This is a genomic window from Devosia sp. MC1541, from assembly GCF_012847305.1.
GTDB lineage: Bacteria > Pseudomonadota > Alphaproteobacteria > Rhizobiales > Devosiaceae > Devosia.
On the sequence record NZ_JABBDZ010000027.1, the window covers coordinates 1 to 16,041 of the forward strand.

General features: G+C 57.8%; 11 protein-coding genes and 1 pseudogene. 11 read left to right on the plus strand and 1 reads right to left on the minus strand.

The features are described from left to right. From HKD40_RS17060 to HKD40_RS17990, 9 genes and pseudogenes are all read left to right on the plus strand, one after another. Positions 1-127, plus strand: a pseudogene (locus tag HKD40_RS17060) (IS3 family transposase); the annotation flags it as partial. Positions 128-165: 38 nt separating this feature from the next. After that, positions 166-5,169, plus strand: a complete 5,004-nt coding sequence (locus HKD40_RS17065; protein ID WP_169196978.1) for a DUF637 domain-containing protein — start codon at positions 166-168, stop codon at positions 5,167-5,169. Beyond that, positions 5,147-5,605, plus strand: a complete 459-nt coding sequence (locus HKD40_RS17070) for a hypothetical protein (protein WP_169196979.1) — start codon at positions 5,147-5,149, stop codon at positions 5,603-5,605. Before HKD40_RS17065 ends, HKD40_RS17070 begins: the two co-directional genes overlap by 23 nt. Positions 5,606-6,441: 836 nt before the next feature. Next, the gene (locus HKD40_RS17075) at positions 6,442-7,500 is read left to right on the plus strand and encodes a hypothetical protein (protein WP_169196980.1); all 1,059 of its coding nucleotides are present in this window, start codon (positions 6,442-6,444) and stop codon (positions 7,498-7,500) included. 180 nt (positions 7,501-7,680) lie between these two features. Continuing rightward, positions 7,681-8,625, plus strand: coding sequence for a hypothetical protein (locus tag HKD40_RS17080; protein WP_169196981.1), 945 nt, complete (start codon positions 7,681-7,683; stop codon positions 8,623-8,625). Then, the gene (locus HKD40_RS18240) at positions 8,565-9,038 is read left to right on the plus strand and encodes an ArdC family protein (protein WP_349236820.1); all 474 of its coding nucleotides are present in this window, start codon (positions 8,565-8,567) and stop codon (positions 9,036-9,038) included. Before HKD40_RS17080 ends, HKD40_RS18240 begins: the two co-directional genes overlap by 61 nt. Beyond that, positions 8,930-9,262, plus strand: a complete 333-nt coding sequence (locus HKD40_RS18245) for a zincin-like metallopeptidase domain-containing protein (RefSeq protein ID WP_349236821.1) — start codon at positions 8,930-8,932, stop codon at positions 9,260-9,262. Before HKD40_RS18240 ends, HKD40_RS18245 begins: the two co-directional genes overlap by 109 nt. After that, positions 9,259-11,628 (plus strand): AAA family ATPase, encoded by a 2,370-nt coding sequence (locus HKD40_RS17095; protein ID WP_248306126.1) that lies wholly within the window; start codon positions 9,259-9,261, stop codon positions 11,626-11,628. The genes HKD40_RS18245 and HKD40_RS17095 overlap by 4 nt, the downstream gene beginning before the upstream one ends. A 765-nt stretch (positions 11,629-12,393) precedes the next feature. Beyond that, positions 12,394-13,128 (plus strand): hypothetical protein, encoded by a 735-nt coding sequence (locus tag HKD40_RS17990; protein ID WP_248306125.1) that lies wholly within the window; start codon positions 12,394-12,396, stop codon positions 13,126-13,128. On the opposite strand, the gene HKD40_RS17105 is transcribed toward HKD40_RS17990, so the two are convergent. Continuing rightward, complete coding sequence (locus tag HKD40_RS17105) at positions 13,129-13,326, minus strand: hypothetical protein (RefSeq protein WP_169196985.1); 198 nt, start codon at positions 13,324-13,326, stop codon at positions 13,129-13,131. It abuts the gene before it with no gap. A gap of 210 nt (positions 13,327-13,536) precedes the next feature. Between HKD40_RS17105 and istA the strand changes: the two genes are divergently transcribed. After that, positions 13,537-15,063, plus strand: coding sequence for an IS21 family transposase (gene istA, locus HKD40_RS17110; RefSeq protein ID WP_169196988.1), 1,527 nt, complete (start codon positions 13,537-13,539; stop codon positions 15,061-15,063). Continuing rightward, on the plus strand, positions 15,053-15,832 hold the full coding sequence (istB, locus tag HKD40_RS17115; RefSeq protein WP_169196986.1) for an IS21-like element helper ATPase IstB: 780 nt from the start codon (positions 15,053-15,055) through the stop codon (positions 15,830-15,832). Before istA ends, istB begins: the two co-directional genes overlap by 11 nt. The last annotated feature ends 209 nt before the right edge of the window (positions 15,833-16,041 follow it).

Consider the following 16,041-nt stretch of genomic DNA (forward strand, 5'->3'; position numbering starts at 1 on the left):
CCTGTTCATCTTGCGCGGTGTGCCGGGCCATGTTCGTTCCGACAATGGCCCGGAGTTCATCGCCAAGGCGGTGCGGGAGTGGATCGTGGCCGTCGGCGCCAGGACCGCGTTCATCGAGCCAGGAAGCTTGCTGAGATAACGGGTGACAGTACGCTGCTTGGGCAGTTGGCGTCGGATGGCGATCTCTCGCTTCGAACTGCCAACCTCACGCTCGGCAATGGGGCAGTGGTCGGCGCAGGCTTGGATAGCGCGGGCCTTCTTGCGGGCAGCGCCGATCTCGACATCAGCGCGGAACGTATCGACGCCACTGGCGCCCAGATATTGTCCTCGAGAGAGACAGTGATCGCATCCGCAGGCGACCTCAGTTTGGTCGGAGGCGAATTGCGCTCTGGCGGCAATATTACAGTCACTGGGATCGGCGCACTTTCGAACGCGATGCGCATGAAAGCCGCCAGCGACTTGTCGTTGAACGCTGTCTCCGTCGCCAACACGGCGGATCTCCTCGCCGGTAACGATCTTGTACTCTTGGCCACAGCAGGTGTTGCCTCTAACACGGCCAAGCTCGAGGCTGGTCACTCGCTGGAGGTCAAAGGATCACGCGTAGTCCAAAATGGCGAACTTAGCGCGCTCGATGAAATCAGACTCGTGGCGGGCGCCGATGGATTGATCCATTCAGGTGCCCTCGAGGCGAATGGCGCAATTGATGTAACTTCCGACGGTGGCATCGTCCTGTCGGGCAGTTTACGATCGGCTGAAGCTGTTTCCGTGGGCGCCGCGCACACCGTCAGCATACTGAGTGGAGGCGAGCTTGTCGCGGGTAGTGACATCTCCATCCAAGCCGAAAACCTCAACAACTCTGGCGCGATCGGTGCAGGCAGAGACCTCGAAATTGGGCTCGACGGCTGGCTCGTCAATTCGGATCTCATCGCCGCAAAGCGGCACATCGACATCCGCCTCGATGGCGCACTGTACAACACCGGCACAATCTTCAGCGCCGAAAACTTGAGCATAGCTGGCCTTAATCAAACTGGCGCGGCGTCAGTTACCAATACCGACGCGCTGATCGAGGCGAACGCTGGCCATCTGTCTATCAATGCCGGCACGATTGAAAATACGACGACAGGAATCTCCGTTGGCACCACCAGCACCACGACGACGAGTGGCGCTATTCCCCAGATCGTCGAGACGACAATTACCCGTGAGTATCTGATTGGGACCATCAACCGTGCACGATTGCTGGCTGGTTCCGATCTCACTCTGGTTGGGGCCGAGATCACCAACACCTATAGCCTCATAGCGGCGAATGGAGATGTGACTTTGACGGGAGACAATCTCGTCAACACTGCCAGAGATCTCATTGAAACCACCCAAGTCACGACACGAAGCTGGTGGGAAGAGACGTATTGCGACAGCGCACAAATCTTTGGCGGTTGCTGGAGTGGCTGGAAATATCGATGGATCGAGAGCGCCCCGACTTACAGCACGGCCAGCGCAACGATTGGCGGGATATACTCCACCATCCAAGCAACTGGCGCGCTCTCTGGCGACTTTACAGACCGCATCGACAATATCGCTATTCGTCAGGGCGCCGGCCAAGTTGGTCTCTCTTCCGGTGTTGGAACGACAGCTCCTGGCCTCGTTTCAGTCAATTTGACTTGGAGCAACAGTTCGGGCTCGGCGCCCAGCATTGATCTGTCGGGCTATCTCGCTGGCGGCAGCCTGCACCAGATCGTTCCTGATCCCACCTCCCCTTACCTGATCGAGACGCGATCGGAATTCGTCGATCTCAGCAAATTCTACAACTCCGACGGCTTCCTCAGCACTTTGACCGGCTTCGATCCGGAGCTGACGCAGAAACGTCTGGGCGATGCCTACGTCGAGACGAGGATTATTCAGGAACAAATTGCTGCGCTCACGGGTCGCCGCTTCCTCGACGGTTTTGATACCGATTACGATCAAATCAAAGCGCTTTATGACAATGCACTGGCCGCGCAAGCCAGCCTCAACCTGAGCCCTGGCGTAGCGCTAACTGCAGAACAGGTCGCAGCGCTCACGTCCGACATCATCTGGTACGAAACCACAACTGTTGACGGTATTGAGGTCCTAGTGCCTCGTGTCTACTTGGCCAACACTGCCCAAGACGGGCAAGCTGGTGGCGCGCAACTGCTAGGCAGTCGAATAATCCTTGCCAGTGCCGACATGACCAATACTGGTCTCATCAGGGCCGACGATGGTCTCGATATTGGCCTAACCGGCGACCTGCTCAATTTGGGCGGGGCCATTTACGGCGATGATGTCGTTCTCGATGTCGAAGGGTCACTGCTGAACCTTTCGGGGATGATCTCGGGTGGCGATGTCGCCATTGCGGCGGGCGATCTGGTCAACCAGACGGCCAGCACACGAGATAGCAACGCCACTGGCTTTGCTGATCGGGTCGACCAGACTGCGTCCATTGTCGCCCAAGGCAACCTTGACATTGCTACCGACGGGGATTTCTCTTCCATCGGAGGAAACATTTCTGCCGGCGACGATCTTGCCGTCTCCGCGGGTGGCGATATCAACATCGCCGCGCTCGAGCAGGAAACCTCATCGTCAATTACCTTCAATGAAGGTTTTGACAACCGCTACAGCCTCACCAACCAGCTCGCGACTTTGTCAGCGGGCGGGAATATCGATCTTTCCGCCGGAGGCGACGCGACACTCCTCGGGGCCGAGGTTGCGGCCGGTGGCGATGTGCACTTGGCAGCAGATGGAGACGTCACGGTCGCCGCTGTCCAAGCCATCACCACCATTGATCGCTCGGTTACCTTTGAGCGCGAAGGCGTTCTTGGGTTCCTTTTTGGCAGCGACCAAACGACGACCGAGCAGCACCAATCAGTCTCAACAAGCGGCGGCGGTATCACCGCTGGTGGCAACATCGGCGTCACCTCCGCAGGCGGCGACATCGGACTTGATGCAGCAACCATCGCAGCAGAGGGCACAGTAGAACTCGCGGCGCTTGATGGCTCGGTCACCTTCTCGACCAACATTGATACCGATTTTGAGCGTCGGACGCGGGATACCGAAAGCCTCCTGTGGTGGACGGCAAGCGACGCAGGCTCGAGCACCGAGTCTGTTGTTCACACCATGATCCAATCTGGTGGCGGGCTCGACATCACGACCAGCGAAGGGATCGTCATCCAGTATCGTGAAACCGGTGACCTTTCTGCCTCTATCGATCAACTGTCCCAGATCGAGGGCCTCGCATGGATGGATGATCTGCGAGATCGCCCAGACGTCGACTGGCAAGCGGTCACAGCCGCGCAGGAAAACTGGGACTATTATGATCAAGGGCTAACCGAAGCCGGTGCCGCCCTAGTGGCCTTGGCCGTAGCAGCCGTTAGTGGCGGCACCGGCCTTGGCGCGAGCCTCACCTCGTCCATTGCCGGGAGCATGGGACTGGCTGGCAACGCCATAGCCATGGCGGCAATCGACGCAGGCGTTACAGCACTGCTGCAAAAGACCACCATTTCGATGATCAACAATCAGGGTGATCTTGCAGCAGTTCTGGCCGAACTCGGCTCGGAGTCCACCCTTCGGTCGCTGGTTGGTTCGATCCTCACGGCGGGACTAAGCCAAGGCGCACTGGACATCGCACAAGTCGGCGCAGTCACCCCGGGCGCAAATTTCGGCCAGAATTTCGTCAACGCGGCTCAAACGAACTTGATCAAAGCCGCAATCAAGGTCGGTGTATCAACGACCGTCGAAGGCCAACCGCTTGATCAGTCGCTGATCTCTGCTTTGCGGCTGGCTGCCGCAGATACGCTCGGCCAGGCCGTGGCGACAGAGATCGGCAATATTGGCGTGCTGAACGGTCTCAACGAGGGCGATTTCAGCAAAATCCTCCTGCATGCTGCATTAGGCTGCACAACTGGCGCGGTCGCTAGCAACGATTGCCTTGCTGGGGCCATAGGTGGTGGCTTGCAGGAAGTATTGGGCAAGCCAATCAGCGAACTCCTTGAGGATCCCGCCACGCAGACGCAGGTGATCGCTCTGCTCAGCGGCGGCGCCGCCGCTCTGGCAGGAGCTGGTGCCTCGGGCATTGGCGCTGCCGCCCACGCCGCGAGCACCGCTCACACCTATAACTATCTCGCGCACGATGAGATGCTAGCAAAGCTCCGGGCCGAAGATGCCTTGGGTGAGTGTCACGCACAGGCCAGCACCTGTACCGGACCACAAATGGACCAATTGCAGGCCGAGATAGACCGGCTCGATGCCTTGGACACAATGCGTGATACGCAGCTTGTACTGACTTGTAACTATGGGAATTCTGTCGATTGCATGCGTCTGATGGGAGAGGCAAACAGGGCTGTAATCAGCTACCAGACTGCCCAGTACAATTATGAAACTAAAGAGCAATATCTGGCATCGCTTGGTGTAAATTTTGCTGGAATGGTTGGCGAGTATCTGGAAATTGATCAGCTGAGGGAGGAAGTTAGCCGACAAATCTATAGTCGCGAAGGCCAGGAATTAAGTGCGACACTAAATGCTTTTGGCATTGGTGCAGCTGGCGGCGCCATAGCGGCGGGCGGATACGTTATCGCCATCGAAGCAATACCGGCAGCGCTCGGTTGTTTTAGTTACCCCGTGTGCTTTAACCAGATGGGTATCGCGGTCGCCGAGGCGGCTGCGGGTGATGCGTTTGCGGGAACCACACTTGTTCCAGCCATTTCTGTTGCGGCGGGCGCGCTCATATTGCGCAAGGGCGATCAGATCATCGGTGCCATAGACCAAGCCACTGGTCTGGCCAAAAGCGGCGTCGACCTGACCGCCATGACGCGTCAGGTGGAGGTGGCCAGCATGTTCAAGCCCGGCGCGGCGGAGGTAATTACCATCGACGGGCAGATTTTCCGCCACAATGGTAGCTCTGGCGGCGCCAAAATGTTTGAGGGAGCGAGCGAGGCGCAAATCATGCGATATTTCGAGGACTTGACCGGCCAGCCTCTGCCGCAAAGCCCAACAACCATTGTCCCGGGGAGAGGCGAAATTTACACTCTTGTCACTCCAGCAGGGAGCTTCAACCTGCGTAACTTCGATTCTTCCCAAACTGGAGCGCAGTGGACGATTGATGTGCCCAAACGTATAATTGGTACTGGAGTGCGCGGCGTTGAAGAACTCAAATTCAAATAGATCTCAAGTTGAGAAATTGAGAGCGATAGTCAATTCAGAATATGAATCTATTTGCTCAATTGAAGGCGCTTTCGGTCGATGGTTAATTGGCCTTTGGGGTGAATATGAGGGCTTAGAAACGTTTTCGGAGCAGAAGGAAGCGTTTTTTTATCTACTCGAGCGACTGCTGCGCGATGGAAAAGCCAAATTCGTGAAGCCAGACGCGGATGTTTACCATCGGTACGACACCGTTACGCGTCAGCAAATCCTCCCCCCCAGGACGATCAATGACCCTGAAACGCACTGGAATGCGCCTGTCGAAGAGATTCTTGACTACCTACGGCAGCACTGGCCCCAAGCTGCCACCCACAAGGATGATCTCGAACTCAACGCGTATTTCTACCGTATGCCTGCAATCATTTGGAAAGGCGAGGATGGCACGTGGTATGGCGGTTAGACGCCATACCACGTAGGCCAGCGACCCGACGCCTCATCCTAAACACTTCAGTGACGGCGTCAGATACCCATGTGGTGCGATGACTGCTTGGGTAGCACAAGGGGGCTCACAGCAGAATACCGCCCCCTGCTCGCTGGCGACGCCAGTCGCATACGCCCCGGCGCCGCTCGAGCTGGTGGCCGGGCCCATGTGGTCGGATCTCGCCGCACCCGCGCAGACTAGCTGCGTCGCACAGGCGAGGCGCAGCCATGCCCGATGGCGGGTAAGGGCACGGGCGCAAGGCCAGCCAGCGAGTGCGGCAGGGCAGGCTAGAGGACTTCAGGGACCGTACAAGGGGGCGAAGCAGTGGGGGCGGCAACCGCCCCTCCCCTCTCTCCTTGTAGACGACGCAGCTGGCAAGTCACGTGTTGTTGGGACAGTGGTAATGGGGTGAGTAGGCCTCTCGCTCCCAACGACTGCTATGCGCCCTCATTGCGGCCGTTCGAATGTGTCTGGCAATCTCTTAAAAGCAGACACAACAACCGTAAAACTAAAGTGGGCATCGCTAATGTCTGTTTCCTGACCTCACGAGGTCGACAGTGCAGTGCGTACGCCGCAAAACTCCGCGATGGGGAGGCGCAGTCTTTGGGAGCGGCTGTAGCTTGTCTGTCCTGCTTCGCTTAGTGGGTGCAAAGGTGAGGGGATTTTTGGCCGCCCCCTGCAGGCCGGTCTGCCTTGAACGGAGCCTGTCGTCTCCGCCATCCAGCTGCCATCCCTTGCGGGGAGTCGAGCTACCGCCCGTTCTAATTTAGATCGCGTTTGCTGCGCGAAGTGGGGAGAGGTGCTAGGGTGCGTTCATGGAAGCACCCTTCTCAACACTTGCGGACCTTCCGCACATCGACAGCTCGCAGTTGGCCGGGCGAACGGTCTATCTCGTGCCGGTTTGGAGCGGCAGCGCGTGGGAGATCTGGCTACCTGTCGAGGAGGGCAAACTTGTGAAGGTGTCCATCGTCGACATCATTCGGTCCCACTATCTGGCCAAAGAAGCGGTCAAAGCGGATGACGTCCACATCCCAATGCTGGAATTCATGTGGCAACACATGAGCTGGGGACCAATCGCCAAGGTCACAAGCAATATCGCGCAGGACTTTCATCAAATGGCCACCAGCGCTGCCAAGCTCGAACACTACTATCAAGCTCGCGATACGATCGGCCAAGACCTGATCGCCACTTTTGTGAACTCCGAGATCGAGCATCTGCTCGTCGTGGCAAGGTCCCTTTTTGACCTCCTTCAGGAATCCATGGCGCTTTTCTGGAAGAACTATGTGAGGCTTCTCGACCCGGTCGCGGAAAAGGGTCGCAAGGAAAGGCCCATGCAGTCATCGTTCAGGACCGTGATCCTAGAAGGGAATAACCTGCGCACAGCCGCAGAAATCGCTCGTCGCTATAGCCTCCCTGCAACCACTGCGGAAATGTACGCAAAGCACGCCCCCTTCTTCATGAAAGTTAGGGGCGCTCGCGATCAAGTCGTGCACAATGGCACTACGCCGGATTCAGTTTTCACAACAGAACGGGGATTCTGCGTTGACCCTAAAGCCCCTTACTTCAGGGACTTTCAGTGGACCAAGGAGCACCACTACAACGAGAGCATCGTCACGCTGGTGCCGTGGGTGGCGTGGTTGGTGGGCGGAACGCTGGAGGCGTGCTCCGACATCTTATTTTCGCTCAGCGGTCAGGTTCAATTCCCCTCAGCGATGTCTCCGGCCCACCACCTGTTCCTGAGAGATCCCGCAAATCCAGCGTTACTGCGCCTTGCCGAAGCTGCCCAAGGACCTCATCACTGGTGGCACGAAGCACCGGCCGCCCCCTTAGAGACGCCTTCTCCGGCAATCGCAGCCATCACCGAGCAAAGCTGATATTGACGCGACTCCAAAGTCGCGCCATCTTGCACGTGGCCTTGTCGCACAGGCCGGTGTGCCCACACTACGAAGCCCATGCAGTGCGCTAATTTAGATAAAGACTGAAACCGTTCCTTTGGACGGGTCCGTTCGGCAGTGGGCACCCGGTTGGATTCGTAGCAACAAGGAATGCGCACCATGTCATCTGACATCATCACCACCCTCAAATACCTCGCCCACCGGCGTCGGCGTGCCAAGGGGCTCTCCCATACCGACAGCCTAGACCAGGTTGCGGTCGAGCTTGGGCAGCCGCACTGGCGCGAACTGGCCGAAGCCCACAAGCGCGGCTGGACGCCGGATCCGGCTAAAGTCGCCCAGCTTGAAGCGGGCACGATCCATGAGACCCTCGCCACAAGGGCGGATTACACGGCACTGGCGCAGGACGCTCTGGGCGACGGCCTAACCTTCACCCGCTGGGAACCCGAAGATGTTTCGCCCATGGAGGCCGACCAGATCTTCGGGCATCTCGATGGCGTTGAGTTCTACATCGCGGGCGATGAGTTCGAGGTCGCTCTAGGGGTTCAAGGCTGGGAAATCTTGCTCGACCAGCCGCCGAAGGCCAAACCGCAACTCAAGCGTCTCGGTGGCCGGGTGAAGTCCGTCGATGCGCTCGATCCGGCCTTTGTCGAACGGGCGACCAAGCTCCTCCGAATCCGCGCACGTCGCATGCACGCAGAAGTCGCGGCTGACTGGCCAGTCGCCTCGACCCTGCCGGACGAAGAAGGCCGAGCACTGCATCCATTGAGCGATGTGCTTTCTGCGGAGTGGTATTGCCTTCACTGTGACGGGAAGCACGACGGCCATGCTATGTCGAGGAACCTGTGGCATTGCCCGGATTGCGGTGCCACGCCCATCGACATGTTCCCCGAGCCGTTCTGGAACGGAGACCAGACCCCCCCCCTGATCGTCCATGCTGGCCCGCGCTTATGGTGCGGGCCTGTCTTTGCCAGTGCGTTCCGCGTGCCGCGCTTGCGGTGTCTCCTGATGCCAAGATCCGCCAAGGCGCGGGCACTGCAAGGCGTGTGCCTCGGTTTACGGCTGCGCCGACCGCCCTCTCTCTGGGTCGGGTTCCGCTTCCGCTGAAGCCTAGTCGATCTCCCTGGGCATCGAGACCGCTAATTAAGGCAGCTCGCCAAGCAGAGCGACCATGCCAAAACAAGACCAGCCCAAACGCAACATTCACGCCGAGGTCACCAGCAAGATCATCGCGGCGATTGAACCCACCCCCCGGTAAGCCCAGCCTGCCTTGGAGACACGGCGGAGAGCCGCCGCACCTGCCGGTCAATGCGCTCACTGGCAGCGCCTACCGTGGCATCAACATCGTGAACCTGTGGGTCATCGTAGAAGTGCAGGGCTATCGCTTTCCCGTCTGCGGCACTTATCGCAAGTGGGCAGAACGCGGGGCTCAGGTTCGCAAGGGTCAGAAGGCGTCCATGGTCTGGGCCGCGACATGGCCAACCGCTTCGGAACCGAGGCCTACGCTGCCGAGGAGTTGATGGTCGAGCTGGGTGCGGCGTTCCTATGTGCCGAGCTGGGCATTACCCAGGAAGTGCTTCCCGACCATGCGCAGTATGTGGAGAACTGGCTGCAATTATTGAAGTCGGATGACCGTGCCATCTTCACGGCCGCTGCGCGGGCGTGCGAGGTTGTCGCGTACCGTCGCCCAGTTCGAGTGGTATATTTAACGATCAGTATGTGGCCATTACTGAGGAACTTTTGAACCAGACCGTTGCTCAATCGAACTCCGTGCCTCTAGATAGGAAACAATTACAGATGCATGGGGGGACTATGTTAGAAAATTTGCAAATTGCTCAAGTCGCTTCGTACCCTGCGGCTGGCATTCCGTTAAACGACCTTAGGGCCGTGAATTTTCTATTTGGCACTAACGGTTCGGGCAAGACGTCCATATCTCGCCTTATCGCTGATGCTAATGCTCCAGCCCACGGAAACTGCACGATGGGATGGAAAAACAACCAACCGTTGGAGACGTTTGTCTATAACAGCAATTTTGTAGAGCATAACTTCACCCCTCAGATGAGAGGCATCTTTACGCTTGGCGAAGTGGCTCGCGAAAAGAGTGAGGCTATTGAACAGGCGCGGGCCAAAGTCACAGATGCGCTGACCCATATTGCGCAACTGGAAGGAACGCTTGGAGATGCCGCTGCCGGAACTGGCAAGCAGGGTGACCTCGCCGCGCTGAGGCAGCAGTTTGAGAACGAATGCTGGACTCTGAAGACCACTTATGACGCAGCATTCAAAGAGGCGTTTGAACGCGCTCGCGTTCGCGGCGCCCGTGCTAAGTTCTGCGATAAGGTGCTCGAAGAAAAGCTCGGAAACTCGGCCAACCTTTCGACCTTCGCCGAGTTGCAGACTAGGGCAGCGACTGTCTATGCAGAGGGCGTTTTGCGCGTTGCGCTCCTACCTGCATTTGATACCAGCGAACTGAGACAACTTGGGTCAGATCCTATTCTGGCGAAAAAGGTTGTCGGCAGAGAGGATATCGATATTGCCGCTTTGGTTCGAAAGCTCGGCAACAGTGACTGGGTAAGGACCGGATTAGATTACGTGGAGAAGGCAGGCGATCCCTGTCCATTTTGCCAAAAGCCGCTTGAAGACGACCTGTTGGGAAAGCTGAGAGCGTTCTTCGACGAAGCGTATGGCAACGACATGCTCGCCGTTGGTCGTCTTGTCGATGCCCACGCAATCTATGCTGATCGTTGCAGGCAGTATCTCGACGACATCACGGAGAATCCGGGGAACTTTCTCGATGTCGCAATCTTCAGGGTGGCTGCCGACCGCCTGAAGTCGCTACTTTTGCTAAATGCCGCGATTGTGGAACGCAAGCGCAAGGAACCGAGTGCTCCCTTGGCAATGGAGTCTCTTGAAGGGGCTATTGCAGAGATCGATTTGCTTCTTAGTACAGCCAACGAACAAGCCAATCGTCATAACGCGCTCGTTGATAATCTTGCCACTGAGAAAGCGAGCCTCTCGACCGACATTTGGCGCTTTCTGATTGAGGAGAAGAAGGACCTGATTGACCGTTACCTGTCCGACAAACGCGGATTGGACGGTGCGGTGACTGGCATCAGCGCGAGGCTCGCTACCCTAAAGACCGAGCTTCAAACCGCGCAAGAAGCTCTGGTCGAGCTGGAGCGGGGTGTAACGAGCGTGCGCCCGGCAGTAACCAAGATCAATAATACGCTGGCATCGTTTGGCTTCAACTCATTTCAATTGGACACCGCCGGTGACAGGGGCCAACTCTATAAAATCGTTCGTGCGGATGGCAGTGACGCGAGAGACACCCTCAGCGAGGGTGAGCGCAGTTTTATCACATTCTTGTATTTCTACCATCTGATCCAGGGCAGCATTTCCGAAAGCGGCACGCAGTCCGACCGAGTGGTGGTGTTCGATGATCCTGTGTCGAGCTTGGACAGCGATGTACTGTTCATTGTGAGTGCGTTGGTGAAGCGCGTTCTAGACGAGGCCACAACCGGCACCGGGCGGATCAAGCAGGCTTTTGTGCTCACTCACAACATCTACTTTCATAAGGAAGTGACTTATAATTCGCGCCGTCCAAAGGGCGGGCGCTTGTCTAGCGAGACCTTCTGGATCGTACGAAAGAGAGAAGGGGTTTCAACGGTTGAAAAACACGAAACCAACCCTGTCCGAACGTCATATGAACTTCTTTGGTCAGAGGTGCGGAACCCCAATCGCTCCACCGTGACGATCCAAAACGTCCTGCGCCGCATCTTGGAATATTACTTCACCATTCTTGGCAACATGGACAAGGACGACGTGATCAACCGCTTTGAAGGTCGTGACCAGCAGGTGTGCTCGTCTCTGTTCTCATGGATCAATGACGGCTCTCATAATTTCACCGATGACGTTTATGTCTCGGCTGACGCAGAAACTGTCGAGCGCTACCTGCGTGTCTTCAAGCGGATATTCGACGAAACAAATCATCAGGCGCATTACGCAATGATGATTGGTGATGAAGATCCAGTCACTGCGGCAATTGCAGAAGTGGTCCTACTGGCCGATGTTGCGGGCACACCGCCGGAGCCCCCCCCTGCAATGTCCGCATGAGCCACTCAGCCTCACCTATGGTTCTTGGGCTAGGTCTACGTCTTCTAAATGGATTACGTTAGGGGGGCAGTGTCATCACGCACCAACATCAATTGGCTGCGTGATCCGCTTTCTCCGATAAGACCATGCTCCGTGGGGCTTGCCAATCGGAAGTCGTGCCGCCATCTTAAACTTATGTCCGAAAAGAATGCTGACAATGAGCGAGACGATTTTTCACCTTCAACTCTACGGGAACTTTCCGGCAGATCAGGCTACATGTGCGCCTTTCCGGAATGCCGCCAGCTGACCGTTGGTCCATCCGATGATCGCAAGTCGGGCGTGAGCATGGTTGGAGTTGGAGCCCACATCACCGCAGCGGCGGAGGGGGGACCGAGGTACGACAAGGCTCTCTCCCCCGAGGAGCGCAGTGGTGTGGGAAACGGCATCTGGATGTGCCAAACACACGGGAAGCTCATTGATGACAATCCCAGTATCCACACCTCGGCGGACCTGAAGAGGTGGAAGTCCCAGCACGAGGATTGGGTTTTCCGCCGTGTTGCCAATGGACCATCGCACTTGCGCTCTGGCTTGGCCTCAATCAAGCTACGGGGCCTAGGACCTTTTCAGGAAGATTCAGTTCTCCGGCTTGGTCGAGTTACCCTAATCCTTGGCAACAATGGGCACGGGAAGACAACGCTATGCGAAGCTCTAGCTGCCTTTTCCGGCGAACCCCTATACGGGAATTTTGCGGACCGCTGGCGATTTGGAGAAAATGCGACCGCATATGTGGAAGCAGCCACTGCTGAAGCAGACGTTATCACGACCGTGAGGCTCACCGAGCTAGGCCCAAGCTACGAGAAGTCTGACACTCTTATCGATGAGGATGAGGATGAGGATGAGGATGAGGATGAGGAGCTCGCCGTCATCAACGTCCCGCCCCGGCGTGTTCTAGTTGAGGTGAACGGGGCTGTTGGCCCGACTTGGCCAACGTCGCGATTTCCCGTTGTCTTCCTACACGACAATGTATTTGGCCGAACGACCCCTACTTTTGTCGAGGCATTAGGGAATATTGGTCGGCAATTCAGACTGCCAGAAGATGCCGTATGGGACGCGCTGAAGGATGATTTCTTCGTCTCAAGCGGCTACCGATGCCGTTTTCGCCGGATGGGACCTCGGAAAATTGAAATCGCCATTCCTAGCATGGAATTCTATCTCCCTCCTGAAAATTTGAGCCGCTCGGAACAGTGTCGGATTATCATCGCTCTAGTGGTGAGGCTCTGCGATATGGATCGGCGAACCACGCCTTGGGTGCTCATCGTCGATACTTCCTTTTCAAGCCGGCTCGATAAAGATGGTATGACGGCTATGTTGACCCTTGTGGCTAAGAATGATGACAATGGCCTGCAAACTGTCCTTTGCCTGACATATGAACAAGACGTAGCAATCGCGCAGTCGGTACTACCGGACAGATGGTTGGGAAGCAGTACAGTAGGCGAATTGACAGCACATACGTTTCTTTAGTCAGCCCAGCGGTTTCCAATCCGGAGGATCGCCGAAAGCTATCAGGTAGGTGAATTCCACCCTTACGCCCGGCTGGCCGAATTGCGGATGAGGCCCAACGCCAACCTGCATTCCTGCAATTGGAACAGCACGTGTGCTGGCCAGAAAGTCTATCAAACTTTCGAGCGCATGAACGATCGTGGCAATCAGCAAATTCATGAAGTCATCGAGCGGAATGACTTCGAACGGCACGTCAGGATGAGTAACGCGGACCCCAGGCCTATGCAGTTGGCTAGCGCGAAAATGATAGTCTAGGATTGTTGATTGCCACTGAGATCTGACCCTCTGAGGGCGTAAGTTTTCACTGAGATTTGACCCATGTTTTGATCGTTCCCAGGCTGTTGGCCGGGGGACATTGGAGTGATCGACATGGCGTTATTGAGCGTAATCCGGCGCTGGCATTTCCGTGAGGGGATGCCGATCCGAGAGATTGAGCGACGCACGGGATTGTCCCGCAATACCATCCGCAAGTACCTGCGGTCCGACACGGTGGATCCCAAGTTCAGGGTTCCGGTGCGGCCCAGCAAGCTGGACGCTTTTGCGCAGAAGCTCTCCGACTGGCTGCGCGTGGAAGCGGGTAAATCGCGCAAGCAGCGGCGCACGGCCAAGCAGATGCATGCCGATCTGGTGGTGCTGGGTTATGACGGTTCGTATGAGCGCGTCGCGGCGTTCGTGCGGGCCTGGAAGGGCGATCGGCAGCGCGAGCAGCAGGCCAGCGGGCGCGGCACCTTCGTTCCACTGGTGTTCGGACCGGGCGAAGCCTTCCAGTTCGACTGGAGTGAAGACTGGGCGATCCTGGGCGGCGAGCGCACCAAGCTGCAGGTGGCCCATACCAAGCTGTCGCACAGCCGGGCGTTCATCGTTCGAGCCTATCCACTGCAGACCCATGAGATGTTGTTCGATGCGATGACCCAGGCGTTCCGGGTTCTGGGCGGCGTTCCCCGCCGCGGCATCTTCGACAATATGAAGACCGCAGTCGATCGGATCGGCTCTGGCAAGGCCCGGCAGGTCAATGCCCGGTTCGCGGCGATGGCGAGCCATTATCTGTTCGAGCCCGAGTTCTGCAATCCAGCATCAGGATGGGAGAAGGGGCAGATCGAGAAGAACGTGCAGGATGCCCGCCGGCGCCTGTGGCAGCCACTGCCTAACTTCGCGAACCTCGATGGCTTGAACGCCTGGCTCGAAGAGCGATGCATCGCCCAATGGGGCCAGATCGTTCATGGCGTCGTTCCGGGCAGCGTGGCTGATGCGCATGCCGGCGAGGTTGCGAGCTTGATGGCTCTGGGGCGACCGTTTGACGGCTTTGTCGAACAGACCAAGCGCGTGACCCCCACGTGCCTCGTGCACTTCGATCGCAACCGCTACAGCGTGCCAGCCTCGTTTGCGAACCGCCTGGTCAGCCTGCGGATTTATCCTGAGCGGATCCTCGTCGTGGCTGAGGGTCAGATCCTGTGCGAGCACGCACGCATCATCGATCGATCACATCACCAGCCAGGGCGCACGGTCTATGACTGGCGGCACTATCTGGCGGTCATCCAGCGCAAGCCTGGCGCCCTGCGCAATGGGGCGCCGTTCCTGGATCTGCCAGAGGCGTTCCGGCGGTTGCAGGGGCTCCTGCTCAAGCGCCCGGGTGGCGATCGGGAGATGGTGGAGATCCTGGCGCTTGTCCTGCACCACGACGAGCAGGCGGTCCTGTGTGCCGTCGAGGTCGCGCTCGAGGCGGGCGTTCCGACCAAGACCCACATCCTCAACCTCCTACACCGTCTGGTCGATGGCAAGGAGACGGCGGTCTCATTGATCGATGCGCCCCAGGCTCTGACCCTGCGCCAGGAACCCAAAGCCAACGTTGCGCGCTACGACATGCTGCGTGGCAAGGATGTTCGCCATGCGTCATGATCCCGCCAGCGCCGCCGTTGTGGTCATGCTCCGCAGCCTCAAGATGTATGGCATGGCACAGGCCGTGGACGAACTGATCGAACAGGGTGCGCCGGCCTTCGATACGGCCGTGCCGATCCTGTCCCAACTGCTCAAGGCCGAACTTGCCGAGCGGGAGGTCAGGTCCATCGCCTATCACCTCAAGGGGGCTCGCTTCCCCGCTTATAAGGATCTGACCGGCTTCGACTTCGCCTCCAGCGAGATCAATGAGGCCTCAGTCCTACAACTCCATCGCGGCACCTTCATCGAAGGCGCGGACAATGTGGTGCTGATCGGCGGTCCTGGCACCGGCAAGACCCATGTTGCCACAGCCCTCGGCATCCAGGCGGTTCGACACCACCACAAGAAGGTCCGCTTCTTCGCCACCGTCGATCTGGTCAATGCACTCGAGCAGGAAAAGGCCGCCAACAAGGCGGGCCAGCTTGCCGAGCGCCTGCTGCGGCTCGACCTCATCATCCTCGACGAGCTGGGCTATCTGCCGTTCAGCCCGTCAGGCGGGGCGCTGCTGTTCCATCTGCTCAGCAAGCTCTACGAGCAGACCAGCGTCATCATCACCACAAACCTCAGCTTCAGCGAGTGGGCCGGCGTGTTCGGCGACGCCAAGATGACCACGGCGCTGCTCGATCGGCTCACTCATCACTGCCATATCCTCGAAACCGGCAATGACAGCTTCCGCTTCAGGGCAAGCGCTGCAGCCCCCAAAACACGAAAGGAAAAGCCCGCCACTTGACCATCCCCGCAGCGCGGGAAACTATCCTACAGGCGGGTCACTTCTCAATGACAACCCCGGGTCAGTTCCAAGCGACAATCAACACCTCCGTCGACACCTCGCGTGTTACCTCAACCCCCAGACCGTCGACCCGATTTTCCATGTCCATTTGCCCGTTACTCGTCGGAATTTTCCGTCGAGCCGACACTGCGTCACGGTTTGGCAAGGAA

Excerpts from the sequence above, each read along its gene's own strand:
- HKD40_RS17105 (WP_169196985.1), bottom strand. The coding sequence starts at position 13,326 with ATGAATTTGCTGATTGCCACGATCGTTCATGCGCTCGAAAGTTTGATA.
- HKD40_RS17080 (WP_169196981.1), top strand. The coding sequence starts at position 7,681 with ATGTCATCTGACATCATCACCACCCTCAAATACCTCGCCCACCGGCGT.
- HKD40_RS17075 (WP_169196980.1), top strand. The coding sequence starts at position 6,442 with ATGGAAGCACCCTTCTCAACACTTGCGGACCTTCCGCACATCGACAGC.
- istB (WP_169196986.1), top strand. The coding sequence starts at position 15,053 with ATGCGTCATGATCCCGCCAGCGCCGCCGTTGTGGTCATGCTCCGCAGC.
- istA (WP_169196988.1), top strand. The coding sequence starts at position 13,537 with ATGGCGTTATTGAGCGTAATCCGGCGCTGGCATTTCCGTGAGGGGATG.